This window comes from Sinorhizobium numidicum (assembly GCF_029892045.1).
Taxonomy (GTDB): domain Bacteria; phylum Pseudomonadota; class Alphaproteobacteria; order Rhizobiales; family Rhizobiaceae; genus Sinorhizobium; species Sinorhizobium numidicum.
Genome location: NZ_CP120368.1, coordinates 260,674 through 286,538, shown reverse-complemented (window position 1 = coordinate 286,538; position 25,865 = coordinate 260,674). Strand labels below are relative to the sequence as shown.

At 61.8% G+C, this 25,865-nt stretch carries 28 protein-coding genes; 11 read left to right on the top strand and 17 right to left on the bottom strand.

What is annotated here, in order from left to right; translation table 11 throughout:
- Positions 1 to 57 precede the first annotated feature (57 nt).
- Positions 58 to 936, bottom strand: a complete 879-nt coding sequence (locus tag PYH37_RS12460) for an EamA family transporter (RefSeq protein ID WP_280735259.1) — start codon at positions 934 to 936, stop codon at positions 58 to 60.
- Positions 937 to 1,045: 109 nt separating this feature from the next.
- On the opposite strand from PYH37_RS12460, the gene PYH37_RS12455 reads away from it, so the two are divergent.
- Positions 1,046 to 1,528, top strand: a complete 483-nt coding sequence (locus PYH37_RS12455; RefSeq protein WP_280736022.1) for a MarR family winged helix-turn-helix transcriptional regulator — start codon at positions 1,046 to 1,048, stop codon at positions 1,526 to 1,528.
- A gap of 12 nt (positions 1,529 to 1,540) precedes the next feature.
- Here PYH37_RS12455 and PYH37_RS12450 read toward each other — a convergent pair whose 3' ends face one another.
- From PYH37_RS12450 to PYH37_RS12435, 4 genes are all read right to left on the bottom strand, one after another.
- Entirely contained in the window at positions 1,541 to 2,131 is a 591-nt protein-coding gene (locus tag PYH37_RS12450) for an NAD(P)H-dependent oxidoreductase (protein WP_280735258.1), read from the bottom strand.
- Positions 2,132 to 2,197: 66 nt separating this feature from the next.
- Entirely contained in the window at positions 2,198 to 3,784 is a 1,587-nt protein-coding gene (xseA, locus tag PYH37_RS12445; protein ID WP_280735257.1) for an exodeoxyribonuclease VII large subunit, read from the bottom strand.
- Between the two features lie 86 nt (positions 3,785 to 3,870).
- Positions 3,871 to 4,122, bottom strand: coding sequence for a hypothetical protein (locus tag PYH37_RS12440; protein ID WP_280735255.1), 252 nt, complete (start codon positions 4,120 to 4,122; stop codon positions 3,871 to 3,873).
- Between the two features lie 25 nt (positions 4,123 to 4,147).
- Entirely contained in the window at positions 4,148 to 4,939 is a 792-nt protein-coding gene (locus tag PYH37_RS12435) for a helix-turn-helix domain-containing protein (protein ID WP_280736021.1), read from the bottom strand.
- Positions 4,940 to 5,064: 125 nt separating this feature from the next.
- Here PYH37_RS12435 and PYH37_RS12430 point away from each other — a divergent pair, with 125 nt between their 5' ends.
- On the top strand, positions 5,065 to 5,475 hold the full coding sequence (locus PYH37_RS12430) for a hypothetical protein (protein ID WP_280735253.1): 411 nt from the start codon (positions 5,065 to 5,067) through the stop codon (positions 5,473 to 5,475).
- A gap of 57 nt (positions 5,476 to 5,532) precedes the next feature.
- On the opposite strand, the gene PYH37_RS12425 is transcribed toward PYH37_RS12430, so the two are convergent.
- On the bottom strand, positions 5,533 to 6,519 hold the full coding sequence (locus tag PYH37_RS12425; protein ID WP_280735251.1) for a Gfo/Idh/MocA family protein: 987 nt from the start codon (positions 6,517 to 6,519) through the stop codon (positions 5,533 to 5,535).
- A gap of 250 nt (positions 6,520 to 6,769) precedes the next feature.
- Between PYH37_RS12425 and PYH37_RS12420 the strand changes: the two genes are divergently transcribed.
- The gene (locus PYH37_RS12420) at positions 6,770 to 7,720 is read left to right on the top strand and encodes an aldo/keto reductase (protein ID WP_280735250.1); all 951 of its coding nucleotides are present in this window, start codon (positions 6,770 to 6,772) and stop codon (positions 7,718 to 7,720) included.
- Positions 7,721 to 7,730: 10 nt separating this feature from the next.
- Here the strand turns inward: PYH37_RS12420 and PYH37_RS12415 are convergent, their stop codons facing one another.
- Positions 7,731 to 8,360: a hypothetical protein gene (locus PYH37_RS12415; protein WP_280735249.1), complete on the bottom strand. Its 630-nt coding sequence runs from the start codon at positions 8,358 to 8,360 to the stop codon at positions 7,731 to 7,733.
- Between the two features lie 35 nt (positions 8,361 to 8,395).
- The gene (locus PYH37_RS12410; RefSeq protein WP_280735248.1) at positions 8,396 to 9,166 is read right to left on the bottom strand and encodes an SDR family oxidoreductase; all 771 of its coding nucleotides are present in this window, start codon (positions 9,164 to 9,166) and stop codon (positions 8,396 to 8,398) included.
- Positions 9,167 to 9,385: 219 nt separating this feature from the next.
- Here PYH37_RS12410 and PYH37_RS12405 point away from each other — a divergent pair, with 219 nt between their 5' ends.
- Positions 9,386 to 9,877: a YciE/YciF ferroxidase family protein gene (locus tag PYH37_RS12405; RefSeq protein WP_280735247.1), complete on the top strand. Its 492-nt coding sequence runs from the start codon at positions 9,386 to 9,388 to the stop codon at positions 9,875 to 9,877.
- 37 nt (positions 9,878 to 9,914) lie between these two features.
- Here the strand turns inward: PYH37_RS12405 and PYH37_RS12400 are convergent, their stop codons facing one another.
- Positions 9,915 to 10,805 (bottom strand): LysR family transcriptional regulator, encoded by an 891-nt coding sequence (locus tag PYH37_RS12400; RefSeq protein WP_280735246.1) that lies wholly within the window; start codon positions 10,803 to 10,805, stop codon positions 9,915 to 9,917.
- 204 nt (positions 10,806 to 11,009) lie between these two features.
- On the opposite strand from PYH37_RS12400, the gene PYH37_RS12395 reads away from it, so the two are divergent.
- The 3 genes from PYH37_RS12395 (at position 11,010) to PYH37_RS12385 (ending at position 12,933) form a co-directional block, all read left to right on the top strand.
- The gene (locus PYH37_RS12395; protein WP_280735245.1) at positions 11,010 to 12,005 is read left to right on the top strand and encodes an aldo/keto reductase; all 996 of its coding nucleotides are present in this window, start codon (positions 11,010 to 11,012) and stop codon (positions 12,003 to 12,005) included.
- 163 nt (positions 12,006 to 12,168) lie between these two features.
- Positions 12,169 to 12,528, top strand: a complete 360-nt coding sequence (locus tag PYH37_RS12390; protein WP_280735244.1) for a nuclear transport factor 2 family protein — start codon at positions 12,169 to 12,171, stop codon at positions 12,526 to 12,528.
- 42 nt (positions 12,529 to 12,570) lie between these two features.
- Positions 12,571 to 12,933 carry a VOC family protein gene (locus tag PYH37_RS12385; RefSeq protein ID WP_280735243.1) on the top strand — a complete coding sequence of 121 codons (363 nt, stop codon included), beginning with the start codon at positions 12,571 to 12,573 and terminating at the stop codon, positions 12,931 to 12,933.
- 150 nt (positions 12,934 to 13,083) lie between these two features.
- On the opposite strand, the gene pheT is transcribed toward PYH37_RS12385, so the two are convergent.
- The 5 genes from pheT to infC all read right to left on the bottom strand — a co-directional run bounded on the left by pheT (position 13,084) and on the right by infC (position 18,301).
- A complete protein-coding gene (gene pheT / locus PYH37_RS12380; protein ID WP_280735242.1) occupies positions 13,084 to 15,510 on the bottom strand; it encodes a phenylalanine--tRNA ligase subunit beta in 2,427 nt (808 codons plus the stop codon).
- Positions 15,511 to 15,546: 36 nt separating this feature from the next.
- A complete protein-coding gene (gene pheS / locus PYH37_RS12375; protein ID WP_280735241.1) occupies positions 15,547 to 16,629 on the bottom strand; it encodes a phenylalanine--tRNA ligase subunit alpha in 1,083 nt (360 codons plus the stop codon).
- Between the two features lie 208 nt (positions 16,630 to 16,837).
- Positions 16,838 to 17,242: a 50S ribosomal protein L20 gene (rplT, locus tag PYH37_RS12370; RefSeq protein ID WP_113538910.1), complete on the bottom strand. Its 405-nt coding sequence runs from the start codon at positions 17,240 to 17,242 to the stop codon at positions 16,838 to 16,840.
- A 36-nt stretch (positions 17,243 to 17,278) separates the two neighbouring features.
- Positions 17,279 to 17,482 carry a 50S ribosomal protein L35 gene (gene rpmI / locus PYH37_RS12365; RefSeq protein WP_026613581.1) on the bottom strand — a complete coding sequence of 68 codons (204 nt, stop codon included), beginning with the start codon at positions 17,480 to 17,482 and terminating at the stop codon, positions 17,279 to 17,281.
- 282 nt (positions 17,483 to 17,764) lie between these two features.
- Positions 17,765 to 18,301, bottom strand: a complete 537-nt coding sequence (gene infC / locus PYH37_RS12360; protein WP_280736020.1) for a translation initiation factor IF-3 — start codon at positions 18,299 to 18,301, stop codon at positions 17,765 to 17,767.
- Between the two features lie 220 nt (positions 18,302 to 18,521).
- On the opposite strand from infC, the gene PYH37_RS12355 reads away from it, so the two are divergent.
- Both PYH37_RS12355 and PYH37_RS12350 read left to right on the top strand, forming a co-directional pair.
- Positions 18,522 to 19,328: an alpha/beta hydrolase gene (locus PYH37_RS12355; protein WP_280735239.1), complete on the top strand. Its 807-nt coding sequence runs from the start codon at positions 18,522 to 18,524 to the stop codon at positions 19,326 to 19,328.
- A 274-nt stretch (positions 19,329 to 19,602) separates the two neighbouring features.
- Positions 19,603 to 20,223 carry a transglutaminase-like cysteine peptidase gene (locus PYH37_RS12350; RefSeq protein WP_280735238.1) on the top strand — a complete coding sequence of 207 codons (621 nt, stop codon included), beginning with the start codon at positions 19,603 to 19,605 and terminating at the stop codon, positions 20,221 to 20,223.
- Between the two features lie 57 nt (positions 20,224 to 20,280).
- Here PYH37_RS12350 and mbfA read toward each other — a convergent pair whose 3' ends face one another.
- From mbfA to efp, 3 genes are all read right to left on the bottom strand, one after another.
- The gene (gene mbfA / locus PYH37_RS12345; RefSeq protein WP_280735236.1) at positions 20,281 to 21,264 is read right to left on the bottom strand and encodes an iron exporter MbfA; all 984 of its coding nucleotides are present in this window, start codon (positions 21,262 to 21,264) and stop codon (positions 20,281 to 20,283) included.
- Positions 21,265 to 21,450: 186 nt separating this feature from the next.
- Positions 21,451 to 22,692, bottom strand: coding sequence for a cyclopropane-fatty-acyl-phospholipid synthase (cfa1, locus tag PYH37_RS12340; RefSeq protein ID WP_280735234.1), 1,242 nt, complete (start codon positions 22,690 to 22,692; stop codon positions 21,451 to 21,453).
- Between the two features lie 307 nt (positions 22,693 to 22,999).
- A complete protein-coding gene (gene efp, locus PYH37_RS12335; protein WP_280735233.1) occupies positions 23,000 to 23,569 on the bottom strand; it encodes an elongation factor P in 570 nt (189 codons plus the stop codon).
- A 176-nt stretch (positions 23,570 to 23,745) separates the two neighbouring features.
- Between efp and epmA the strand changes: the two genes are divergently transcribed.
- Together epmA and PYH37_RS12325 are read left to right on the top strand one after the other, a co-directional pair.
- Positions 23,746 to 24,798, top strand: a complete 1,053-nt coding sequence (gene epmA / locus PYH37_RS12330) for an EF-P lysine aminoacylase EpmA (protein ID WP_280736019.1) — start codon at positions 23,746 to 23,748, stop codon at positions 24,796 to 24,798.
- On the top strand, positions 24,795 to 25,847 hold the full coding sequence (locus tag PYH37_RS12325; RefSeq protein ID WP_280735231.1) for a lysine-2,3-aminomutase-like protein: 1,053 nt from the start codon (positions 24,795 to 24,797) through the stop codon (positions 25,845 to 25,847). Before epmA ends, PYH37_RS12325 begins: the two co-directional genes overlap by 4 nt.
- Positions 25,848 to 25,865: the final 18 nt, after the last annotated feature.

Sequence of the window (25,865 nt, the reverse complement as noted above, 5' to 3'; positions counted from 1 at the left end):
GGAAAAGATTTGCCGCGGCTATATGTGCCGCGGCTATCTCGACTGTCGGCGATCTCTTCACGCGCGTGCAAGCTGTACCCGCCGTGCCGTCTGCGCATGCTGGCTCAGCCAGACGCTCCCAAACACGACGATGATCCCGAGCAACTGTACGGCTGTCAGTTGTTGGTTGAGGACGGCCCAGCCGAGCAGGATCGCAACAACCGGGCTGAGGAAGCCGAGCGGCGCGACCTGGGATAGCTCCAGCCGTGACAAGCCGCGAAACCAGAGCAGATAGGTGAATGCCGCTCCGATCAGGCCGAGATAGGCAAAACCCGTCAGGTTGGCTGCGGTGAGCGCCGGTAGCGACGGCTCGAAAAAGAGCGCAACCGGAATCAGCAGGAACCCGCCTGCCGTCAGTTGCCAGGCGGTGAAAGTCAGCGGCGAGACCGGCGGCGCCCAGTGACGACTGAGCACCGTGCCGAAAGCCATCGAAACCGCGCCCGCAAGCCCCGCGGCCACTCCGATCGGATCGAGCGCTGCTCCAGGCGTCAGCACCAGGAGGGCAACGCCTGCCATGCCCGCGGCACCGGCAACGATGCTTAAGAGCCTGATCGGCGAGCCGAGAACGATCCGTGACAGCACGACGACGATCAACGGCTGGATAGCACCGACGGTGGCCGCGACGCCACCGGGCAGGCGGTAGGCGGAAACGAACAGCATCGCCCAGAAGAAGGAAAAATTGAGTGCACCAAGCAGGAGGGTACGCGGCCACCAGATACCCTTCGGCAACTGCCGGACGACGAGAAGCAGCAGCAAACCGGCCGGCAACGCCCGCAGCATCGCGACCGTCAAAGGATAGCCGGCCGGCAGCAATTCGGTCGTGACGAGATAGGTACTGCCCCAGATCGCCGGGGCCACGGCTGTAAGTGGGATATCAAAGCTTCGGGTCGTCGGCATATCTTTGCCTCAAGAATCTCTATATCAAGATAATCGCAGCATAGCGCAATTTATCTTGACGTCAAGATATAGCGCGACTAGTGACGGGGAGGATAGATGGCGACGGATGATGGACCACGTAGATAAGATCCTGGCACAATGGCGCAGAGAACGGCCGGAACTGGACGTTTCGGCGATGGGCCTTCTCGGCCGCTTCGCGCGGCTCAGAACCCACCTCGGCCGCGAAATCGAGAAGACCTTCACCGACCATGGCCTGACATCGGCGAGTTTCGACGTCCTGGCGGCGCTCCGGCGTTCCGGCCCGCCGTTTCAACTTTCCCCGGGCGATCTCCTGGCGACGACCATGGTCAGTTCGGGCACGATGACCAACCGCATCGACCAGCTTGAAAAGGCCGGACTCGTCGAACGCTTGAACAACCCTGAAGATCGGCGCGGCGTCATCATTTCGCTGACGCCCGAGGGTCTGAAGCGCGTCGACGCGGCCGTGACCGCCCACGTCGCCAATCAGCAACGTCTTGTCGCCTCGCTCAGCGCCGAAGAGCGGGATAGGTTGGATGCGCTGCTCAGGAAGTTCCTTGCTGCGTTCGAATGACGGGAAGACGGATCAGATGCGGCTGAGGTGAGCCCTCACCCGATCGAGATGGCGCTTTCTTTTGCGGTCCGTCGCCCTGTCCATGTCATGCAAGCTGATCATGCGGAAATCCAAACCTTTGCCGCATAAGGCGGCGATACCGCGCTTGAGCAGCCGCCGCACCGGATTTCCCATATAGAGATGCACAACCCACCAGGGCGAGCCGGTGGTGGTCAGTGCCCAGAACAACTTGATGTTGCCGAGCCGCGGAACGATGCGGCCGCCAGCCGGGTCGTTATCGAAGGCTACGCCAGGTGCGAAAACGCGATCGAAGAACCCCTTGAGGATCGCCGGAAAATTGAACCACCATTGCGGGAAGACGAATATGAGCCCGTCGGCCGCCTGCAGCCGCGCGATCCAACCCGAGACTTCGGATGCATCATAGCGATCGTTGAAGTAGCTGCCCCGCTCCCTGTCGCTCAGCCGCGGATCAAAACCCTCGCGATAGAGGTCGAGCAGGTCGACCGTGTGCCCCCGGCCCTCCAGCGTTTCCCTAGCGGCGCGCGCGACGCTGGCCGCGAAGCTCTCTTCAAGAGGATGGGCGAGCACCATCAGGATGTGCATCGTGGTCCATTCCAATAGTTAAAGCGGGATGCGGGCGGAAAACCGCACACTTTTCCCTCATCCGCGCTAGAACAGGCTGCCCTGCTTCGTTGGTTCCGGCGGTCGCGTCGGCCGTTTTTTCGGCGATTGCGGTGAAGGCGGAGCACCGCCGTCGCTAGCGACCGCCGAGACGCGGCCATCCGAAAACTCAAGCGAGAGCGCCATTCCAGGTGCGACCGCGGCTGCCTGCTTCACTGGTTCGCCGGCCTCATCGCGCACGAGCGCGAAACCGCGCTGCAGAATATTGCGATAGGAAAGCGATTGCAGGACACGGTCCTGCGCCACCAGCGCGCCTTTGAGCCTGCGCGTCTCAGCGGCCATCGCCGCATCCGCGCGTGCCCCGAGACCGCGGATACGGTCCGATGCCCGATGGATCTGCCCCACAAGCCGCGAAGGGAGCGCCCGGAGTGAAGCGTCGGCGGCAGAAACACGCGACTGCCGGCGATCGAGTTGACGCTCCACGCACCGCTCGACGCGATTCATAGCCTCCAGAAGATGCCGACGACGATCGCGTATCCTTGTCCTCAGCAGATCGGCCCGGAGATGGGCGGCGACGCGTTCGAAGCTTCGGCGTTTGTTCGCCGTGTTCATCTGCAGCCCCCGGCCGAGACCGGCGGCCGCCTCGTCGAAGCGCCGCCGTGGCAGCGCCAGCAATTGGTCGAGCGACGGCAGGGCGCGGGCGAGCGAACGCAGCGCCTGGCGCCGGTTGTCCATCTGCCGCGTGGCGACCCCCTTAAGCCGCGCCGCAAGATTGGCGACCTGCGCCTCGAGGTCCGCCTTCACTGGCACCGCCATCTCGGCGGCACCTGTGGGCGTCGGCGCCCGCTGGTCGGCCGCATAGTCGATCAGCGTCCAGTCTGTCTCGTGACCCACGGCCGAGATCAACGGGATGCCGGAGGTGGCCGCTGCGCGCACTACCGCCTCGTCGTTGAAGCACCAGAGATCCTCGAGGCTGCCGCCGCCGCGCGCGATGATCAGAACGTTCGGCCGCGGGATCGGCCCACTCGTCTCCAGCGCATTGAAGCCCTGAATGGCGGCCGCAACCTCGTCGCCGGCCCCATCGCCCTGGACGCGCACCGGCCAGACGATGACATGGACCGGGAACCGATCGGCGATGCGATGCAGGATGTCGCGGATGACGGCACCGGTCGGCGAGGTGACGACGCCGATCACCTTCGGCATGAAGGGCAGCGGCCGCTTGCGAGCGGCATCGAACAAGCCTTCGGCCGCGAATTTCCGCTTGCGCTCCTCGAGCAGCGCCATCAGCGCGCCCGCACCCGCCGGCTCCAACGTCTCAATGACAATCTGATATTTCGACGAGCCCGGAAAGGTCGTCACCCTGCCAGTCGCGATCACCTCCATCCCCTCTTCCGGGCGGAACTTCAGCCGCGAAAAGGCGCTCTTCCAAATGACCGCGTCGATGCGGGCGCGATCGTCCTTCAACGCAAAATAGGCGTGGCCCGACGAATGCGGGCCACGATAGCCGGAAATCTCGCCCCGCACGCGGACATGCTCGAAGTTCTGCTCGATCGTGCGCCTGATCGAGCCGGAAAGCTCCGACACCGAATATTCGGTGACATTCGACGGAGAATCGGAATCGAAGAACGTACTCATGCGCTCTTTGTATCCGACAGCGCCCGTAAGATCAGTAGCCACGCGGCGCTATCTACCGTTTTTCTGCCGGCGCAAGGTCGAATTCGCTACAGCGGCACCACGTCGGGCTTGAGCCGAAAGAGCTTCACGCCCGTTCCCGGCGTAACCGGCAGAAGCTCAAGGAACTCCGGTACCGCGCGCGAGTCGAGACGTCCGTAGAAGCCTTTGGGCGCCCTTTTTACAATCATCCTCGTCTGCGGATCGCGGGCACAGAAGGCCAGCAACGGATCGCCGAGTGCTTTCAGCATCCGCGCCGCCTCATCCGACGCAGCCAATCCGATCCGAAGTTCAGTCAACATTCCGTCCGGATTTCTGTGATAGGTCTCAGCCGCGAGCCTCATTCCCCTGCTCGAAGAAGCGCCGGGTGGCCTCGTCGGCCGGGAAGAAGGATTCGATCAGGACACCTTCGACCAGCGCATCCTGGGTCGAGCCGAAGGTCGAAAGCGTGGTGATGAAGCGCAGTTCTGCTTCACCGAGCCGCAGTTCGATCGGCAGCACCGGCAGCCGGTCGGTCGCGGGATGTTTCTCGATCGCCTTCGCCACTGTAGGGTCGGCGACGAGCCGCTCAAGGCGCCTCTGCAGAGGACTGCGCGGCCCCTGCAGCCAGGCCTCCGTGCGCACCCGCTGGACGAGGTCGGCGGCCGCAGCCTCCCAGTTTATCACGAGCGCGCGGACGCTCTCCGCACCAAGGAAAGCGTCCAGGAAATTCTGTCCCGGCTTGAGCGGAACATCGGTCGCCTCGACGAGCGCGGCAAAGGCGGGATTGGTCAGGAGCACCGTGTATTGATGATCGAAAACGAGGCCTGGATAGGGATCGTGGCGGTCAAGCATTAGCCGGATAGCATGGGCCACGGCGGGCGGCATGGCTTCCAAGCCGGCTGCTGGTCGCGTCGCCATGCGCGGCCGGTAGCCTGCCGCGGAAAAGAGCGTGCCCTGGTCGCGCGCCGGAATATCGAGCACCGAAGCGAGCCGCAGGATCATTCCCTCCGACGGTTTCGAACGGCCAGTCTCCAGAAAGGAGAGATGGCGCGCCGAAATGCCGGCGGCAACGGCAAGATCCAGTTGGCTCATCCGGCGATGCCCGCGCCATTCCTTCAGGTGACTGCCGAACTCCATGAACGCTCCCTCCATCGTGCCGGCAGATTGGCGCAACGGTAGCGTAGAATCCATTACCTTGGAGGTAATTGGTTTGATGATCGTCACAGGTCAGCATCCGTCTATCAATAACGATGGAGATAGACATGATTGACCTTTCCAGCCGCACGCTTCTCAACAAGACATTCGTCGCCGACGGCATCTTCTCGCTGGTCGCCGGTTCGGTTCTGATCGTCGGCGCTGAGCGCCTGGCAGCGCTTGTCAGCCGCGAAAGCTCTTCCGCCAGCCTGATAGCGTTGGGCGTCGGGCTGCTGCTCTGGGGCGTCTTCCACATCGTCTCGCTAAGAAAAGGAGGACCGAGCGTGCTCGCAACCCGGATCAGTATCGGCGGCGACATTCTTTGGCAGATCGGAAGTCTGGTGCTCCTCGCCGCAGTCTACCGCTCGCTGACGGCGATCGGGATTGTACTGATCGTCGTGGCGATGATCGGCGTCGCCGACTTTCTCTTTTTCAAGATGAAGGGCGCCTCGCTGGCGCGGATGTCTCCGGTCGTCTGATTATTCAAAAAGAAAAAGGCCCGCCGCATCGGCGGGCCCTCACGTGCTTATTCTGTTTCAGACCTGTTCCCAGCCGTCCTTCTCGCTGGCGCGATAGATGGCATCGATGAGCTTCTGGTTGAGGCGCGAGCTTTCGAGCGTCACCACCTCTTCCGGCTCTCCCTTGGCCGCTCGCGCGAAGGCTTCCGCCTCGAGCTTATACTGGCGCGCATCCTGGAAGCGGAAAAGCTGCGACTGAGCGTGGTTCTGGTTGGTCAGTTCCACCTCCTCGCGGCCGTAGCGGTCCGCATTGAAGGGCGACTTCACCTCAATGTAGCCCTTGTCGCCGTGGAAGACCATGATCTGACGGGCGGCAAGCTGGGTAGAGATGTAGAAGCTCAGCTCGAAATCGCCGAAGTCGGCACGAACGCTCGAATAGATGTCGGTCCCGAATTCCGGATCGCGATCGGTATTGGCCTGCACGCGCAGCGGCTCTTTGCCGGTGGTGAAACGGGTGGTGATCGCCGGATAGACGCCGATATCCGGCAGACCGCCGCCGCCGAGGGCCGGGACATTGCGCATATTGCCGGGATCGCGATTGTAGTAAGTGAAGGCGCCCTGAATATGCCGCAGCTTGCCGATGGCGCCGTCGGCCAGCAGCGAGCGCACCTTTCGCCAGACGGGACTGTAGGTCACCATGTAGGCTTCCGAGATCAGCACTCTGTTGCGATCGCGTGCCGCGATGACGGCATCGATCTCGTCCGCCTTCAGCGCCAGCGGCTTCTCGCAAAGCACGTGCTTGCCGGCATCGGCCGCTTTGATCGCCCATTCCACATGCTGCGACGTGGGCAAGGGAATATAGACGGCATCGATCGTGTCTGACGCGAGCATCTCCTCATAGGACCCGAAGGCATGCGGCACCGAGAAACGGTCGGCCATCGCCCTCGCCCTGGCGTGATCGCGGCTGGCGATCGCCGATACGACACAGTTTTCCGCATCCTGAATGGCGGGCACGACGAGTTCGCGGCCGATCCTGGCGGTCGACAGAATTCCGAAACGCAACATGAGCAGACTCCTTCTGAAGCAGGCCGGGACCTGCGGCCGTTTCCCGTCCCGAGATCGATCACGTCCGGAAATCCAGCTCGCGTGATCGAGGCTGCGCCGACACTATCGCCGAGGTACGTACCTAGCAAGCCGTGTCCGGCACAGAAAAACCACCCGCCAAGGTGTCATTCCGCTCCGGGCTGACCTATGTTCCTCCCGGCAATCCTCCCGATCGCTAGCTTGTTTTCATCCAACCATGTGGAGCGAAACCATGGACATGCGCAGACTTGGCCGCACCGGTCTTTCCATCGCGCCGCTCGTCTTCGGCGGCAATGTCTTCGGCTGGACGGCGGATGAAAAAACGTCCTTCGCCCTTCTCGACGCTTTCTTCGACGCTGGCTTCAATGCCATCGACACGGCGGATGCCTATTCCTCCTGGGTGCCGGGCAACACGGGCGGCGAGTCCGAGACGATCATCGGCAACTGGCTGAAGCATTCACGGCGTGCGCGCGACGAAGCCGTCATCATCACCAAGGTCGGATCGGAAATGGGGCCGGATCAGAAGGGTCTTTCGCGCCGCTGGATTCTGCAGGCGGTGGAGCAATCTCTGAGGCGCCTTCAGACGGACTATATCGACCTTTACCTCTCGCATTGGCCGGATCCCGACACGCCCTACGAAGAGACGCTCGCCGCTTATGATGAGCTTCTGACCGAAGGTAAGGTGCGTGCGATCGGCGCGTCGAACCTCGATGCCGCACAATTGCGCGGTGCCCTCGACGTCGCGGCGACGAAAGCACTGCCGCGCTACGACGTGTTGCAGCCGGAATACAACCTCTATGACCGGGCGTCCTATGATGGACCATTGCGCAACCTGTGCATGGCCGAAGACATCGGCGTCATTACCTATTTCAGCCTTGCCAGAGGTTTCCTTTCCGGCAAATACCGCTCGCACAAGGATCTTGAGGGATCGGCCCGGGGTGGCGGCGTCGAAAAATATCTCGATGGCCGCGGCATGCGTATCCTTGGCGTGCTCGACGAGATTGCGGAGGAGATCGGCGCTAAGCAGGCGGAGATTGCGCTTGCCTGGATCATCGCCCGCGAGGGCGTGACCGCACCGATCGCCAGCGCGACCAATCTCGCTCAGTTGGCAAGCCTTATGCGGTCCGCCGAGCTCAAGCTCTCGGACGAAGCGGTGAGGCGCCTGAACGAGGTAAGCGAATAGGAGGCGTCCTTCAGCCCCTTTCCGCCGCGACAGGTTTCGGGAAGCCTGGATAATATTGCGCATGGCTGCCTTCGTGGTTGGCCATGCCCGGCTTCGTCAGCAATCCGCGTGGCTCGGCAAAGCTCCTGATCGTCCGCCCCGGTCTTTCGTGCCACTGGATGTTGAAGGCCCAAAGTTTTGGGAAGAAGCAGAGCGAAGCATAGGGAAGGTGGTCGTGAATCCACCAGGCGAGGCTCTGCCAACCGCCTCCGTGACGCTCGCGATCCCATACCCAGGGAATGACGATGGAGGCGGTCGCCCCCATGCATCCGTCCGCATCGCGCATGTCCCATATATGATCTGCCGCCGTCGCGGCATTGGTGGAGCAATTGAGCTTGTTCGCGTTGCCGAAGGCGTTGACGGCGCGGTTTCGATAGGCAGAGCGGATGTGCAAGCGGCCGAAGGTCGCCTGCAACGGCTCCAGCAGTTCCTCGCAAAGTTTCCGGCCGGCCTCGACGGCAAGATCCGGATCGTCCGGGATGTTTGGAATCCTGTAGAAGTCAGCGATCTCCGAATGAAGGAAATCGCGCAGGAAGAAGTTTCGCGACAGGCGCACGCGGCCAAGCTCTTCCAGCGATTTCATCGATCCCGGTTTTTTCATTTGCTTCCCCGTGCCCTTTAACGACGATCGTTAGATCATGTCCTGCTGATCGAAACGCCGCCATCGACCAGCAATGCCGCACCGGTGACGAAGCTAGCGCCATCGGAGGCAAGATAAAGCGCGGCTTGAGCGATTTCCTCGGGCTGCGCCATGCGCTTCAGGGCGTGCAGGCCTGCGACGAAATCGCGTGTCTCGGGAGCAGCGCCGGGCAGGTTCGCGGCATTGGACGGCGTATCGGTGCCGCCAGGCAGCAGCGCGTTCGCCCGCACCCCGCGGGCACCGAACTCGACCGCCAGCGACTGAACGAGGCCGATCAGCCCGGCCTTGCCGGCCGCATAGGCAGCCATGCCCGGAAAACCTGCCGAATACCCGACGAAGCTTGAGGTAAAGACGAGCGAACCGCCGCCGCGAGCAATCATTGCCGGCGCCTGATGCTTAGCGGCGAGAAAGGCGCTGGTCAGATTGGTATCGAGCGTTTCCCGCCATCCTTCCACAGAGAGCGACGCGACATCGCCCATGGCGCCGAGCGCGCCGGCATTGTTGAAGGCGATGTCCAATCCGCCGAAGCGGTTGAGCGCCAGATCGACCAGCGCCTTATTCAAGGCTTCGTCGCGCACGTCGCCGGCAAGCGCTGCCGCTTCACCACCTTCATCTGCGATCTCACGCGCAAGCTGCTCGAGGGCCTCGCCGCGCCTGGCGGTGAGGACGAGTTTTGCGCCTTCGCGCGCAAAGAGCAACGCGGCTGCGCGACCTATACCGGAGCTTGCGCCCGTCACGATCGCGGTCTTTCCTTCCAGTCTCGACATCTTGTTTGCTCCCGTCCGTTTCGTTGATGGCCGCAAAAATTCCAGATGACGAAGGTCGCGGCCACCCGTTTTCCGCTGCAGTGAAAAGCTCCGCCTTTCCGGGACATGGACAAAAGGATGCACGCCGAGCGCATTTTCCTCTGGAGAGGAACAAATGGCTCTGTCTGATGTTGATTGGGCGTCACTCATAACCCCCACCAGACGAGGAAGGAAACCGCAATGGCCAAGGGAAAGACATTGGACGACCTCTTCTACGACACGCTAAAGGACATCTACTATGCCGAGCGCAAGATCCTGAAGGCGCTGCCGAAGATGGCCCGCGGCGCACAGGAGCCGGAGCTCAAGGCGGCGTTCGAAAAACATAGGGAGCAGACCGAAACCCACGTTGAGCGGCTGCAGCAGGTCTTCGATATGATCGGCAAACGTGCCCAAGGGAAAACCTGCGAAGCCATCGAAGGGATCGTTGCCGAGAGCGAGGACATCATGGACGACTTCAAGGGCACCCCTGCTCTCGACGCCGGCCTGATCTCTGCCGCGCAAGCCGTCGAGCATTATGAAATCTCGCGCTACGGCACGCTGAAAACCTGGGCCCAGACCATCGGCCTCAAGGATGCAGCGTCGCTTCTCGACGCGACGCTGAAGGAAGAAATCATTACCGACGAGGATTTGACGAAACTGGCAGTGGCGCAGGCGAACAAGAGAGCAGCATGACCGCTGCTGGCGACCGGCGAAACAGCCGGTCGCCCCGTCAGGCTATATGCCGGAAGAAATCGATGAAGGCTCTCAGCGCCGGGCGCATCTGCCGGCGGCTCGGGTAATAGAGGAAGGGACCGGCATAGGGCGCGCACCAGTCCTGAAGCACCCGCACCAATCTCCCGTCCGCAATATAGTCGCCGACGCGCGATTCGAAGAGATAGGCAAGGCCGGCGCCGCTGAGCGCCGCCTCGACGATTGGCCTGTCTTCGCCAAGGATCAGCGGTCCGCTCACTGAAACCGTTATCTCCTCGCCATCCTTCTCGAATTCCCAGCGGTAGAGAGTGCCGTTGGAGAAGCGCCGGCGAATGCAGCGATGCGCTGTCAGGTCGCGAGGGTGGTCGGGTCGTGGAAAACGCTCGAAATAGGACGGTGCTGCGACGACCGCGCTCACCAACTCCGGGCCGACCTTCACGGCGATCATGTCCGCCTCAAGGCTCTCGCCGAGCCTAATCCCAGCGTCATAACCCTCTTGGACAATGTCGGTGAAACCGTCCTCGTTGGCGATTTCGAGCACGATGTCGGGATAGCGGGCGAGGAAATCGCCGAGGCGCGGCGCAAGAATGAGATCGGCAGCGAACCGCGGCGCGGTGACGCGCAGGTTGCCTGCCGGGCGTTCCCTCGCCTCCGCCGCCAGTTCGAGCGCATGGGCAATTTCATCGAGCGCCGGCCGCAGTCGTTCCAGAAGTCGCCTTCCCTCCTCCGTTGCCGCGACGCTGCGCGTCGTTCGCGCGAGCAGGCGAATGCCGAGGCTCCTCTCCAGACTGGCGACGGCGTGGCTTACGGCCGAAGGTGCGATGCCGAGTTCCTTCGCCGCGCCGCGGAAGCTGGCATGGGCGGCTACGGCGGAAAGGACTGCGAGCTGGGAAAGCTGGGTGCGGCTCATTGATCGAAATAATAGAACAACCTGTGAGAATTGACAGCGATTTTCAGCCGCCGATCGAGGCCCTATCTTCTTCTCATCGTCAGAGTGCGGCGCCGGGAACAAGAGGCACGCGATGTTTTGGCGATCACCCCGTATATTCGACGGGAGCCAGCGTTCGCAGAGTGCGGCACAACGGCTCCGCTTCCAGCCTGAAAGGAAATCCCTATGAAAACCCGCAAGCTCGGCAATGAACTTACCGTTTCGGCCATCGGTCTCGGCTGTATGGGTATGAGCTTCGCCTATGGCGAGGCCGACGAGCGCCAATCGGTCCGCACGCTCCATCGCGCCGTCGAGCTCGGCGTGACCTTCTTCGACACTGCCGAGGTGTACGGGCCTTACGAAAACGAGAAGCTCATCGGCAGGGCGCTCAAGGACCGGCGCGATCAGGTGACGATCGCCACGAAATTCGGCTTCCGCATCGAGCCCGGCAAGCCGGCGGCCGAGGCGATCAAGGGCGTCGACGGGCGACCGGAAAATGCCAGAGCCGTCGCCGAGGCATCGTTGAGACGGCTCGGCATCGATGTGATCGACCTCTATTATCAGCACCGCGTCGACCCCAGCGTGCCGATCGAGGAAACGGTCGGTGCCATGGCGGAGCTCGTAAGGGAGGGCAAGGTGCGCGCACTCGGCCTCTCGGAAGCAAGCGCCGCCACCATCCGCCTCGCCCATGCGGTCCACCCGATTGCGGCGATGCAGAGCGAATATTCGCTCTGGTCGCGCGACCCGGAAGAAGAGGTGCTCGCCACCTGCCGCGAACTCGGCATCGGTTTTGTTCCCTATAGCCCGCTCGGACGCGGCATGCTCACCGGCGCCATCAGCAAAGTCGACGACCTCGCCGTCGACGATTTTCGCCGGTCACTGCCGCGCTTCCAGGCGGAGAACCTTGACGCCAACGCTGCGCTGATAGGCGCCCTTCGCGGGCTCGCCGAGGAAAGGGGAATAACAGCTGCCCAACTGGCGCTTGCCTGGGTGGTCAATCAGGGCAACGACGTCGTGCCCATCCCGGGCGCCCGCAAGCTCGATCACCTGGAGCAGAACGTTGCCGCCGCAGACATCGTTCTTTCCGAGAGCGAACTCGCGCAACTCGGCAATGCCCTGTCTCCGATGCTTGTTGTCGGCAGACGCTATTCCGAGGCATCGCTGGCTCTGACGAACAGATGACGCTGCGAGTCTGCTCATGCTCTTCCACCGCGTGAGCCTTAAATCGGAAGAGTGTGACGGCGACCATTGTGCGTCTGAAAAGACGCACGGCTCTATAGGGCATCGCATTTCCGCTGCGGTGCCCTAGCTATAGCTCCATCCGGACAGAAAAAGGAGGGTCAGGATGTCCGAAGAGCAGGCGATCAACGCGGTTGTCCATCTTTATGTCGACGGCATGGCCTTCGCCAACGAGGCGGCGCTTCGCAAGGCCTTTCACCCGAACGCGTCGATTGTCGGCAACCAGGGAGGGGCTGCCGAATGGCTGACGCGCGACGACTTCATCGCAGCAATTCTGAAAGAGGGTTCGGCGCCGCCGGAAACCCAACCAGTCATGGACGTAGAGATGATCCACATCACCGGCGACGCCGCGAGCGTCAAGGTTGTCGACGAATTTGCCGGTTCGCGCTACACGGATTATCTCTCGCTGCTGAAGATCGAGGGGCGATGGCTGATCGTCAACAAGGTCTGGCACATACATTCATAGGTACTGCATGCATGCTCCCCCTCCCCGCCGGCTGCATCCGGAATGCTGATCGCGATCGATCATGTGCAACTGGCGATGCCGGAAGGAGGCGAAGCCGAGGCTCGCCGCTTTTATTCCGGCCTTCTCGGCATTCCGGAAGTGGCAAAACCGGCCAACCTCGCCGCACGCGGCGGCTGCTGGTTCGAGCACCCGGGCCTCAAGATCCATCTTGGTATCGAGAAGCAATTCTCGCCCGCCCGCAAGGCGCACCCGGCGTTCATCGTCGATGATCTTTTCGCCCTGATTTCACGACTTGAGGCGGCTGGAATTCACGCAAAGGAAGACGAGCCGCTCGCCAGATTCGTGCGCCGATATGTCAGCGATCCATTCGGCAACCGCATAGAACTGATGCAGTCCCAGGATTGAGAACTTCGCTACCGCATCGCGCATCTTTTCAACCCCACAAAGTTCTCTGTAAGACTTCGGATGGCTGTACGGTTTGGCCTTAATCGGTGCCGATTTAAGGAATCATGCAGCAGAGAGGCCGCCGCAAAGACGACGGCCTCTCACTTTTCATCAGGCGCGAAGCATGCCGCCCGTGCTCTTCGCGACATTGGCGACGATCTTGGCGGTCAGCGCTTCGAAATCCTCGTCTGTCAGCGTGCGCTCTACCGGCTGGATAGTCACCTCGATGGCGATCGACTTCTTGCCTTCGCCAAGCGAGGCGCCTTCGAACACGTCGAAGACACTGACGCCCGCAACCAGCTTGCGATCGGCACCGGATGCCGCCCTCATGATCGCGGCCGCTTCTACAGTCTTGTCGACGACGAAGGCGAAGTCACGCTTGACCGCCTGGAATGGCGAAAGCTCCAGCGCCGGCTTCGTGCGTGTCGCCTTCTTCTTCGGCTCGGGCATCGCATCGATGTAGATCTCGAAGCCACAGAGCGCGCCGGAGACGTCAAGCGCCTCCAAGGTCTTCGGATGGAACTCGCCGAAAGTGCCGAGCACGATCTTCGGACCGAGCTTGACAGTGCCAGAGCGGCCGGGATGATACCAGGCCGGGCCGCCGGCCTCGAACTGGACATTGCCCATAGGTACACCGCAAGCCTCGAGCACGGCGATGGCATCGGCCTTCGCATCGAAGATATCGACCGGCTTGCCGCCGCCCTTGGCGGCGTTCGACCAGAGCCGGCCCGCCCCGGTCAGCGATGCGGTGCCGCGGCGGACACCGCCGGCGACCCGGCGCTGCGCCTCGGGCGTATCGGCTTCATAGGTACCCGACACTTCGAAGATCGCCACGTCGCCATAGCCCTTGTCGGCATTGCGTTGCGCTGCCGTCAGGAGCCCCGGCAGCAGCGAAGGGCGCATGTCGGACATGTCGGCAGCGATGGGATTGGCCAGCTTGAGCTCCGGCTGACCGCCGCCGAAGAGCTTCGCGTGCTCTTCCGAAATGAAGGACCAGGTAACCGCTTCCAGCATGCCGCGGCTCGCGAGCGCACGCTTGGCAAGGCGCGTGCGGATCTGCAGCGTCGTCAGGATCTTGCCGTTGACGGCGTTATGGCTCGGGAGCGGCGCGGCTACGATGTTGTCGACGCCATGGATACGCATGACCTCCTCGACCAAGTCCGCCTTTCCATCGACGTCCGGCCGCCAGGATGGCACCGTGACGCGGAAGCGCTCACCCGAGCCCTCGACGCCGAAGCCGAGCTTCGTCAGGATCGAGGCGCTCTCACCCGCGGAGATTTCCAGACCGGTCAGCCGCTTGACTTCCGAGACCGGGAAATCGACGATCTTGGGCGTGTGGCCCTCATAACCGACGACGTCCAGCTTCGCCGCGTTGCCACCGCAGAGTTCAAGCACGAGTTCGGTCGCCCGTTCTATGCCGGGCACCATGTATTCCGGATCGACGCCGCGTTCGAAGCGATAGCGCGCATCGGTGATGATGCCGAACGTGCGGCCGGTCTTGGCGATGTTCATCGGGTCCCATAGCGCCGATTCGATCAGCACGTCGGTCGTGTTCTCGTCACAGCCGGAATGCTCGCCGCCCATGATGCCGCCGATCGATTCGATGCCGTCCTCATCGGCGATCACCACGTTGGCCGGCGACAGCGTGTATTCACGGGTATCGAGCGCCAACACCTTCTCGCCCTCCTTCGCCCGGCGGACCGTCAGATTGCCCGTGACCTTGGCGGCATCGAAAACGTGCAGCGGACGTCCCTGGTCGAAGGTGATGTAGTTGGTGATGTCGACCAGCGCATTGATTGGCCTGAGCCCGATCGCGGTCAGCCGCTGGCGCATCCAGACGGGACTCGGACCGTTCTTGACGCCGCGCACGAGGCGGAGCGCAAAGCCGGGGCAGAGGTGCCTGTCTTCGCCGAGATCGAGCCTCACCTTCACCGGGGTCTCTCCCTTGACCGGGAAGGATGGTGCCGGCTTCGTCTTCAAGCTGCCGAGGCCGGAGGCGGCGAGATCGCGGGCAATGCCGTGAACACTGGTGCAATCCGGCCGATTCGGCGTCAGGTTGATCTCGATGACCGGATCATCAAGGCCCGCGTAAGCAGCATAGCTGGTGCCGACCGGCGCATCCTCGGGCAGGTCGATGATGCCGGTGTGGTCGTCGGAAATCTGCAGTTCCTTTTCCGAGCACATCATGCCGCGGCTTTCGACGCCGCGGATATTGCCGACCGAGAGCATCACGTCGATACCGGGCACGTAGGTTCCCGGAGCGGCAAAAGCGCCGACCAGCCCCCTGCGCGCGTTCGGCGCGCCGCAGACGACCTGCACCGGCGCGCCCGAGCCGGTATCGATCATCAGCACCTTCAGCTTGTCGGCGTTCGGATGCTGCTCGGCGGAGACGACCTTGGCGATGACGAAGGGCTTGAAGGCGGCCTTGTCGTCGACGTCCTCCACCTCCAGCCCGATCATCGTCAGGCGGGCGCAGATTTCCTCGAGCGAGGCGTCGGTTTCCAGATGGTCCTTCAACCAGGAAAGCGTGAACTTCATGATTTCACCTGTGTCCTAATAATTCTCAGCAAGCGATCACGCCGAAAGGCCGCCGAAGAGCGTCGGCATGTCGAGCGGGCGGAAGCCGTAATGGGTCATCCAGCGGACGTCGGCGTTGAAGAAGTCGCGCAGGTCCGGCATGCCGTATTTCAACATGGCGATGCGATCGAGGCCCATGCCCCAGGCAAAGCCCTGATACTCGTCGGGATCGAGACCGCCCGCACGAAGCACGTTCGGATGGACCATGCCGCAACCGAGGATTTCCATCCAGTCCGTCCCCTCGCCGAACTTCACGATCGGTCCGGAGCGGTCGCACTGGATATCGACCTCGAAGGACGGTTCGGTGAACGGGAAGAAGGACGGGCGGAACCGCATCGTCACCTGATCGACCTCGAAGAAGGCTTTGCAGAATTCTTCGAGCACCCAGCGCATGTTAGCGACTTTCGCCGTCTTGTCGACCACGAGGCCCTCGACCTGGTGGAACATCGGCGAATGGGTGGCATCGGAATCCTGCCGATAGGTCTTGCCGGGGATGATGATGCGGATCGGCGGCTGTTGCGCTTCCATCGTGCGCACCTGCACCGGCGAGGTGTGGGTTCGCAGCACCTTGCGTTCGCCCCTCTCATCCGGATGGAAGAAGAAGGTGTCGTGCATCTCGCGGGCCGGGTGACCTTCCGGGAAGTTCAGGGCCGTGAAATTGTAATAGTCCGTCTCGATGTCCGGCCCCTCGGCGATTGAGAAGCCCATGTCGCCGAAGATTGCGGTGATTTCGTCAACGATCTGGCTGATCGGGTGAATGCGGCCCCGCTCGACGGGTGAGGAGCGGACGGGCAGACTGATATCCACCGTTTCGCGCGCCAGCCGCTCGGCGATTGCCGCATCCCTCAAGGCCGACTTGCGGGCGGAAATCGCCTCCGTCACGGTGTTCTTCAGCGCATTGATTTGGGCGCCGCGGGTCTGGCGCTCTTCCGGCGTCATCGTGCCGAGCGTCTTCAAGAGTTCGGAAATCGAGCCTTTCTTACCGAGCGCACCGACGCGCACCGCCTCAATCGCCCCTTCGTCGTTGGCAGCATCGATTTCCGCCAGCAATGTTCGTTCCAAAGTTTCCAGTTCGCTCATTCTGTCTTGCCTCGATGCGGGAATGGTTCGGTTCTATATCGGTTCAAATCTTCAGGAATGTGATCGCCTTGCAACCTCAGGCGCCCGCCGGAAGCAGCGAACCGAATCTGCGGTCGGCGGGGCGCCTGCCGAACAAGAAAAACCCGCGCCAGCCCTGCCAGCGCGGGTTTCCCAACAATTTCAGAAACGGTCTTGGGAAAACGCTGGCTTAACGGACAGCGCTTTCAAACTCGTTTGCCGTGCCGGCGTCCTTGAGATAGGCGAGCGCCTTCTTGGAAGCTTCGACGAGGGCACCGAATGCTGCCGGTTCATGGATAGCCATGTCGGACAGAACCTTGCGGTCGACTTCGATGCCAGCCTTGTTCAGACCGTCGATGAAGCGGCCATAGGTCAAGCCGAATTCGCGGACAGCAGCGTTGATGCGCTGGATCCAAAGCGCGCGGAAGTTGCGCTTGTTGACCTTACGGTCGCGATAGGCAAATTGCTTGGAACGGTCAACCGCTGCCTTCGCTGCGCGGATGGTGTTCTTGCGACGGCCGTAGAAACCCTTGGCGGCCTTCAGCGTCTTCTTGTGCTTGGCGTGAGCGGTTACGCCGCGTTTTACACGTGCCATGTCATGATCTCCTTAAAATCCAAATCGCCAGACGTCTTAAAGACCATTAGGCAGGTAGTTCTTGACGACCTTCTTGCCATCTGCTTCGGCGAGAACCATGGTTCCGCGTGCGTCGCGAATAAACTTGTTGGACCGCTTGATCATGCCGTGGCGCTTGCCAGCCGCAGCAGCTCGAACCTTGCCGGTAGCGGTGACTTTGAACCGCTTCTTGGCAGACGATTTCGTCTTCATCTTGGGCATTTTGCTACTCCATTGTTCTTGATATGCGAAACAGGCAGACGAAGCCCATTTCCAGCGTTAAGAACGGCCACGGCATGCCCTGCCGGACCGTTCGGACGGGGGCTTATACCCGCACATCCTAAAAAGCGCAAGCCGGCAAACGAAGAAGCCCGCCGCAAGTGCGAAGATCCGTATCGAAACCGACCGCTACACTGACAGAATGGCGCCGGTCATAAAAAGAAAAGCCGCCGGAGCGGCGGCTTCTCATCAAACTTCGCTGATCTTCAATGCCGCCGGCATCGATCACTTCGGCGCAAGCACCATCATCATCTGGCGGCCCTCGAGCTTCGGTTCGGCTTCAACCTTGGCGATCGCCTGGGTATCATCCTTCACCTGAAGCAGAAGCTTCATGCCGAGTTCCTGGTGAGCCATTTCGCGACCACGGAACTTCAGCGTCACCTTGACCTTGTCGCCCTCTTCGAAGAAGCGGTTCATGGCCTTCATCTTCACCTCGTAATCGTGGGTGTCGATGTTCGGGCGCATTTTGATTTCCTTGACCTCGACGATCTTCTGCTTCTTGCGCGCTTCCGCGGCCTTCTTCTGGTTCGCGTATTTCAGCTTGCCCAAATCGAGAATCTTGCACACCGGCGGTTCGGAATTCGGTGCGATCTCTACCAGATCAAGACCGGCCTCTTCCGCCATGCGGAGCGCCTGGTCGATCGGAACGGCGCCGACATTCTGGCCTTCGGCATCGATAAGCTGGACCCGGGGGACCCGGATTTCCTTGTTTGAGCGCGGCCCCTCTTTAACTGGGGCGTCCGCTTTGAACGGTCTGCGAATGGTCGTACTCTCCTCGAGCTGTTTACGTGTCTTGTGATCCGATTAAACGGTCAGCGCGATCTCAAACTAAGCGCTTGAAACTGTCACTGACGGCAATGTGTGAATTGCGGCGCCAGAGTCAATAGCATGGCCCACAAGGAAAATCACCCTCTGTCGAAGCATAGACGAATCTGTTTTAGAAGGAAATCCGCCCGAGACAGATGCTTTTAGAGGAATATCGATGTCCATGACGTCAGCCGACACCGAAATCACCCGGATCGAGGTGGGCGAGGATCTGGGAGCCCGCAGCATTGCCATGCGAATTTTCCGCGCCGAGCCGGCCTCGAAACACCCGGCATTCGTCTGGTTCGGTGGCTATCGTTCCGATATGACCGGCACGAAGGCTGTCGAGCTAGAACGCTATGCGCGGGCGGTCGGAACGGACTGCGTTCGCTTCGACTATTCCGGCCACGGCGCATCCGGAGGCGACTTCCGGGACGGCACGATCTCGCGGTGGGTCGAAGAAGGGCTCGCCGTCATTGATCACGCCGCAGTCGCCCGCATGATCATCGTCGGCTCCTCGATGGGCGCCTGGATCGCCCTGCGCCTAGTTCAGGAACTCAGGCGACGGGGCGAAGCGGCGCGCGTCGCCGGCCTCGTCCTGATTGCCCCGGCCCCGGATTTCACCGCCGAACTGATTGAGCCCAATCTCACCGCGGCCGAAATAGCCTCGCTCGCCGAAAGAAGCTATTTCGAGGAGGCATCGGAATACAGCCCTGAGCCGAATATCTTCACCCGCGCCTTGATCGAGGACGGCCGTGACAACCGCGTGCTCACCGGGCCTATCGAAACGGGATGCCCCGTACACATTCTCCAGGGGATGCGTGATCCGGATGTGCCTTACACGCATGCGCTAAGGCTGATGGAACATATGCCGGCCGACGACGTCGTCATGACCCTCATTCGCGACGGCGACCATCGGTTGTCGCGCGAGGAGGACATTGCCAAATTGAAACAGGCGATCGGCGCCATGCTTCTAAAGGCCTGATCAAGAAGCCTGATCACGGGCGCCAATCGACAGCTCGCCGAAGCGCCGCACGGATCCATACCGGGCAGGGATTTGCCCTGACTTTCGCTCGCCGCCTTAACCATAAAGGCGGATGCCCAAATCTGAAGATTGACTCAAGCGATCCGACGCTATTAACTCTTTGTTAACGATTAGAGCAGCGCTAGGGGAAGACCTACAAAAGCTGTCGTCAACTCAGGATTGCGCGGACAGGTCCGGACAGAAAGAGCCGGTCGCCGCGTTGCAGGGGATCTGTATGACGTCTTGGACCGGGGTTAAGGCAAGTATCGCGGCATTCTGCGCAGTTTTCATTTCAGCAAATACGGCAATTCCCGCACAGGCGGGAGCCTCTCCTTGGATGCAGACCGGCTCGGCAACGTCGCAGCCGATCGGGCATTACGAGTTTTGTCAGCAGCACCGGCGCGAATGCGGCGTCCGGTCAAAGGCAACTGTCGCACCACGCGTCACGGAGCGTGGCTGGGCGGCTATCCGCCAGGTCAATGCCGCGGTCAACCGCGAGATCGCGCCGGTCACCGATCAACAGCTGCATGGCAGGGACGAGATCTGGTCCTACCCGACCGCTCAAGGCGATTGCGAAGATTTCGCGCTCGAAAAGCGCAGACGCCTGATGCGGAAGGGCTTTTCCGCCGGCAACCTGCTTATGACTGTCGTCCGCAAACCTGATGGCGAGGGCCATGCGGTGCTGACGCTGCGCACCGCCCAGGGCGACTTCATCCTCGACAATCTCGAAAACAGCGTGAAGTTGTGGACCCGCACGCCATACCGCTACCTGAAGCGCCAGGCGTCCTCCAACAGCGGCCGTTGGGTGACCATCGACAACGGCGCAGAAGTGCTCGTCGGCTCGGTCGGCAACTGATCGACAGACATCGCTCTTTCAAAAAAAAGGGCCGCTCAGCGGCCCTTTTTCATGTCATCACGCGTTGCCGATCAACACGCCTGCCGCAAGCACCAGGCCGCCGCCGAGCACGACCTGGAAGGCCGCCCGCAGGAAAGGCGTCTCCATGTAGCGGTTCTGGATGAAGGCAATCGCCCAGAGTTCGAAGAAAACGATCGCGACCGCCGTCGCCGTCGCCGTCCAGAAATGTGGGATCAGGTAGGGGAGCGCATGGCCGAGGCCGCCGAGCGCGGTCATGGTGCCGGAGGCAAGGCCTCGCTTGACCGGCGAACCACGGCCGGAAAGCTTGCCGTCGTCATGGGCGGCTTCGGTGAAACCCATGGAAATGCCCGCGCCGACGGAGGCGGAGAGCCCGACGAGAAAGGTCTGCCATGTGTCCTGGGTGGCGAAGGCGGCGGCGAAGATCGGCGCGAGCGTCGAGACCGAGCCGTCCATCAGCCCGGCGAGACCCGGCTGCACATAGGTGAGGATGATTTGGCGGCGGGCGGTCTGATCCTCCTCCTCGCGCACATCCTCAGGCGCATGCTTCTGGCCAAGGCGGCGGGCGAGCGATTCATGCGTCTTTTCGGCAATCGCCAGGTCTCCCAAGAGTTTGCGCGTTGCCGCGTCACGGGTGCGCGCCGCCGCTTGCACATAGAAGCGGTGGGCCGTCGCCTCCATGGCCTCCGCTTCATCGCGCGCCTTTTCGATCGGCATCTCGGCAATCAGCCAGTCGGGCTTACGCTCCGGAAAGTCGCGCACGTGCTCGCGACGGATAAGCGGAATGCGGTTGCCGAAGCGGGCCACATGCAGATCGATCAGCGCCTGCCGGTGATGACTTTCCTCTTCCGCCATGTCCTCGAAGACCCTGGCGGAGTGCGGATATTTCCCGCGCAGCGCATCGGCATAGGCCAGATAGATGCGACCGTCATCCTCTTCCGCCGAGATCGCCAGCGCGAGGATTTCCTGTTCGCTCAAGGAAAGGAACGGACGCTTGGAACGGGAGAAAAGGCGGGAAAACATCAGCAAGAACCTTGTTTAGAATAATTCTAAAAATAGAAACCGCGTCAGCGAGCGTCAAGGCGCAAATGCCAAGCTGCACGCAATTCTCAATGGAAAAGAGCCTACCGACGCGGAGACGCGCCGGTATTGCGTCCGCCCAACTGCAGACCGCGAAGCTCGAGGAAGACGGGGTCCCGAGAGGGACTGTCAAACTAACAGGTTGAGTGTGTTTTCCTGCTCGATATAGGCGCGCTGGCGGTCGGTGATGTAGTCGCGCACGATCGGTGCGGCATCGCGCGAGCGCGATAGCTGCATATGGAAGACGAGTTGGCTGCCGGTGCGGAACATCATCTCGGCGCTGATCAGATAGAACTCCCACATCCTGGCGAAGCGCTCGTCGTACATCGCGATCACCTTGTCGCGGTTCTTCTCGAAGCGCTCGCCCCAATGCGCAAGCGTCGTTGCGTAGTGCACACGCAGGAATTCGAGATCGGTAACCCACAGACTGTTGCGCTCGACGACCTCGAAGACTTCCGAGAGCGCCGGCGAATAGGCACCGGGAAAGATGTACTTGCGCAGCCAAGAGCTTGCCATTCCGGGCGGGCTCATATGGCCGATCGAATGCAGCACGGCAATCCCGTCATCCGGCATCAACGCGTTCAGCTTCTTGAAGAACTCGTCATAGTGATGGACGCCAACATGCTCGAACATGCCGACGGAAACGATCCGGTCGAAGGGCCCCTCGACGTCGCGATAGTCTTTGAGTTCGAAACGCACCCGGCCGGCCAAGCCCGCCGCACGAGCCCGCTCGGAAGCGAGTGCCTGCTGCTCCTTGGACAGAGTGACACCAAGAACCTCGACGTTTTCGAGCGCCGCCAGGTAGAGCGCCAGATCGCCCCAGCCGCAGCCGATGTCGAGCACCTTCATTCCCGGCTTCAGGCAGAGTTTTGCCGCCAGCAGTCTCAGCTTGTTGCGCTGCGCCGCCTCGAGCGTCTCATGCGGCTCGCGAAAATAGGCGCATGAATAGAGCATGTTCTCGTCAAGGAAGAGCTTATAGAAATTGTTGCCGAGATCGTAATGGTGCGCAACGTTCTGCTGCGCCTTGCCCTTCGGGTTTGCCTGCTGGCGCTTGCGGAAACGCATCTTGATCGCGCGGAGCAGCTTCTGGATCGGATAGGAACCGAGCGACAGGCGGTTGATCGAGAACAGCGTGAGGAAATCCCTAAGCGTCGATCCCTCCTCGAATCGCATGGTGCCGTCCATGTAGGCCTCGCCAGCGGCGAGCTCGGCATTGAAGACGAGGCTCCGATAAAGTCGCTTGTCTGTCAGCCGCATCGTCACGCTCGGTCCGGGCTCGCCGGCGAAGACATGGCGTTTGCCATCGGCATCGATCACCGTCAGGCTGCCCTTGCGAATGAACGACTTCATCATATGCGACAGTGGGAACATGCAGTGCCTCGCTCTCGTCCCGCTCCCCGATGGCGGCACGTAGGGTGTGACCCTAGCATCGAGCAGACAAAATGCACGCCAATTTTGCACTGTTTCGCGCTTACATCGTGAGTTGCGCGAGACCGCTGAAACGACAACGGGGACGGCAGTTCCGCTGCCGTCCCCGATTTTCCTAGATTGTGGCGAGCGCTAGATCACGATGATTTTAGGTCGGATCGACCTAAAATCATGAACGTGATCGATTCTAATAAGTTAGCGCGGGATGCGGGCGGAAAACCGCGCACACTTTTCCTCATCCCGCGCTAGCTCAGTCCTTGGCGCGCTCGACGTAGGAGCCGTCTTCCGTCGCGATGACGACGCGGGTGCCGGCCTGGATGTGCGGCGGCACCAGGGTGCGGACGCCATTCGAAAGAACAGCCGGCTTGTAGGAAGAGGACGCCGTCTGGCCCTTGACCACCGGTTCGGTCTCGGTGATTTCGAGAATGACGTGACGCGGCAGGTCAATGGCGATCGCAATGCCTTCGTGGATCGACAACATCACGGCCATGCCCTCCTGGAGATAGGCCTTTAGATCACCGATGTCCTCGGCCGACATGACGAGCTGATCGTAGGTTTCCGGGTTCATGAAGTGGAAGCCTTCGGCATCCTCATAAAGGAAGGTATGCTCGCGATCCTCGACGAAGGCGCGCTCGACCTGCTCGGTGGTGCGGTAACGCTCGGAGACCTTCACGCCATCGGAAATGCGGCGCATGTCGACCTGCGTGACCGGCGTGCCCTTGCCCGGGTGGAAGTTCTGTGCGGTGAGTACGACATAGAGCTTGCCGTCCACGTCGAGAACGTTGCCCTTGCGGACAGAAGAAGCGATGACCTTGACCATTAGTCTTCCTTGTAACAGAGGTATGCGCGACACGGGCGGGCCGGAAAACCTGGCCGCGAAGGACGCGAGAATGTGATTTCGCGCCGCCACTATCCTAAATTTGGGCAAATAGCCAGCCTGAGCCGGCATTCACACGAAGAAACTTGGCACGGAAGAAAGCCTGGACCGAACCGATCATGCCGCATGTTTCCCCTTGGTGGACACCGGATGTCCATGCCGACCGGCGCCCCTTTCTCATCGGGCGCAACCGGATTCAATCGGCGCTGCGGCGCTTTTTCGATGAGCGCGACTTCGTCGAGGTCGACACCGCGACGCTGCAGGTTTCGCCCGGCAACGAAGCGCATCTGCATGCCTTCGCGACGGAAGCTCGCGGTCCCGACGGCTCGGTTCAGCCGCTGTATCTCCACACCTCGCCGGAATTCGCCTGCAAGAAGCTGTTGGCCGCAGGCGAAAGGCGGATCGCCTGTTTCGCCCATGTCTACCGCAATCGCGAGCGCGGCCCGCTGCATCATCCGGAATTCACAATGCTCGAATGGTACCGCGCCGGGGAGGGCTATGAGACGCTGATGCGCGACTGCGCCAAGATCCTCGCTCTCGCGGCCGAAACGACCGGCGCGCGGCAGCTTGTTTACCAGGGCGGTAACTGCGATCCCTCTCTCGAACCGGAGCGGATTTCGGTCGCCGAAGCTTTCGACCGTTTCGCCGGGATCGATCTGCTCGCCTCGATCGACAAGGACGGCGCTACCGATCGCGAGCGGCTGGCGGCGGCCATGAGGACTTGCGGCCTGCGTGTAGCCGAGGACGATAGCTGGGCCGATCTCTTCAGCCGCACGCTCGTCGAAAAAGTCGAGCCCAATCTCGGCTTCGGCCGCCCCGCGATCCTCGACGAGTACCCGGTTGCCGAAGCGGCGCTCGCCAGGCCGACGCCGCGCGACCGGCGCGTCGCCGAGCGGTTCGAGCTCTATGCTTGCGGTGTCGAGCTTGCGAACGCCTTCGGCGAATTGACCGACGCTGCGGAGCAGCGGCGCCGTTTCGAGCTGGAGATGACGGAAAAGACCCGCGTTTACGGCGAGACCTATCCGCTCGACGATGATTTCCTCGCAGCACTTGCCATCATGCCCGAAGCAAGCGGGATCGCGCTCGGTTTCGACCGCCTCGTGATGCTGGCGACCGGAGCCTCCCGAATCGATCAGGTTCTCTGGGCGCCGGTCGCGGAGCCCATGGCATGAATGAGCAGCGCCCAATCAGAACGGCCCGCGAACTGATCGACGCCGGACTCGTCGCGCCAGGCGACGAGGCGGCGATCTCGCGCGTCGCATCGCGCTATGCGGTCGCGATCAGCCCTGCGATTGCGAGCCTCATCGATCGCAAGGATGCGAACGACCCGATCGCCCGGCAGTTCGTGCCCAACGCGGCCGAACTGACGCTCACGCCGGAAGAGCGCGCCGACCCGATCGGCGACGGTGCGCACAGCCCCGTCCCCGGCATCGTCCACCGCTACCCGGACCGCGTGCTGCTCAAGGCAGTGCATGTCTGCCCGGTCTATTGCCGCTTCTGCTTCCGCCGGGAGATGGTCGGACCCCAGGGGCTCGGCATGTTGACAGCCGAGGAGCTCGATGCGGCCATCGCCTATATCGCCGAACATTCCGAAATCTGGGAGGTGATCCTCACCGGCGGCGATCCTCTCGTGCTTTCGCCGCGCAGGCTCGGGGAGATCATGGCACGCCTCCACGAAATCGATCATGTGAAGATCGTGCGTTTCCATACCCGAGTGCCGGTGGTCGAGCCGGAGCGCATCGACGCCGATCTTATCGCCGCGCTGAAAGCGAGCGGCAAGGCAACCTATGTGGCACTTCACGCCAACCATCCGCGCGAGTTGACGCCAGAGGCTCGCACCGCCACCGCGCGGCTCATCGATGCAGGGGTCGTCATGGTGAGCCAGTCCGTGCTGCTCAAGGGCGTCAATGACGATCCCGCAGTGCTTGCCGATTTGATGCGCGCCTTTGTCGAAACGAGAATCAAGCCCTACTATCTCCATCACCCGGATCTCGCGCCCGGCACCAGTCATTTCCGGCTGTCGATCGAGGAGGGCCAAGCCCTCGTCGCTTCGCTTCGCGGCCGCGTCTCCGGACTCTGCCAGCCGACCTACATTCTCGACATCCCCGGTGGCCACGGCAAAGCCGTCATCAGCGCAAGCACCATCGCGGCGGAAGGCGGCGGTTGCTATACGGTCACGGACTTCCGTGGTCAGGGGCATGCCTACCCGCCGAAGGCCTAAAAATTTCGGCGGCGACGT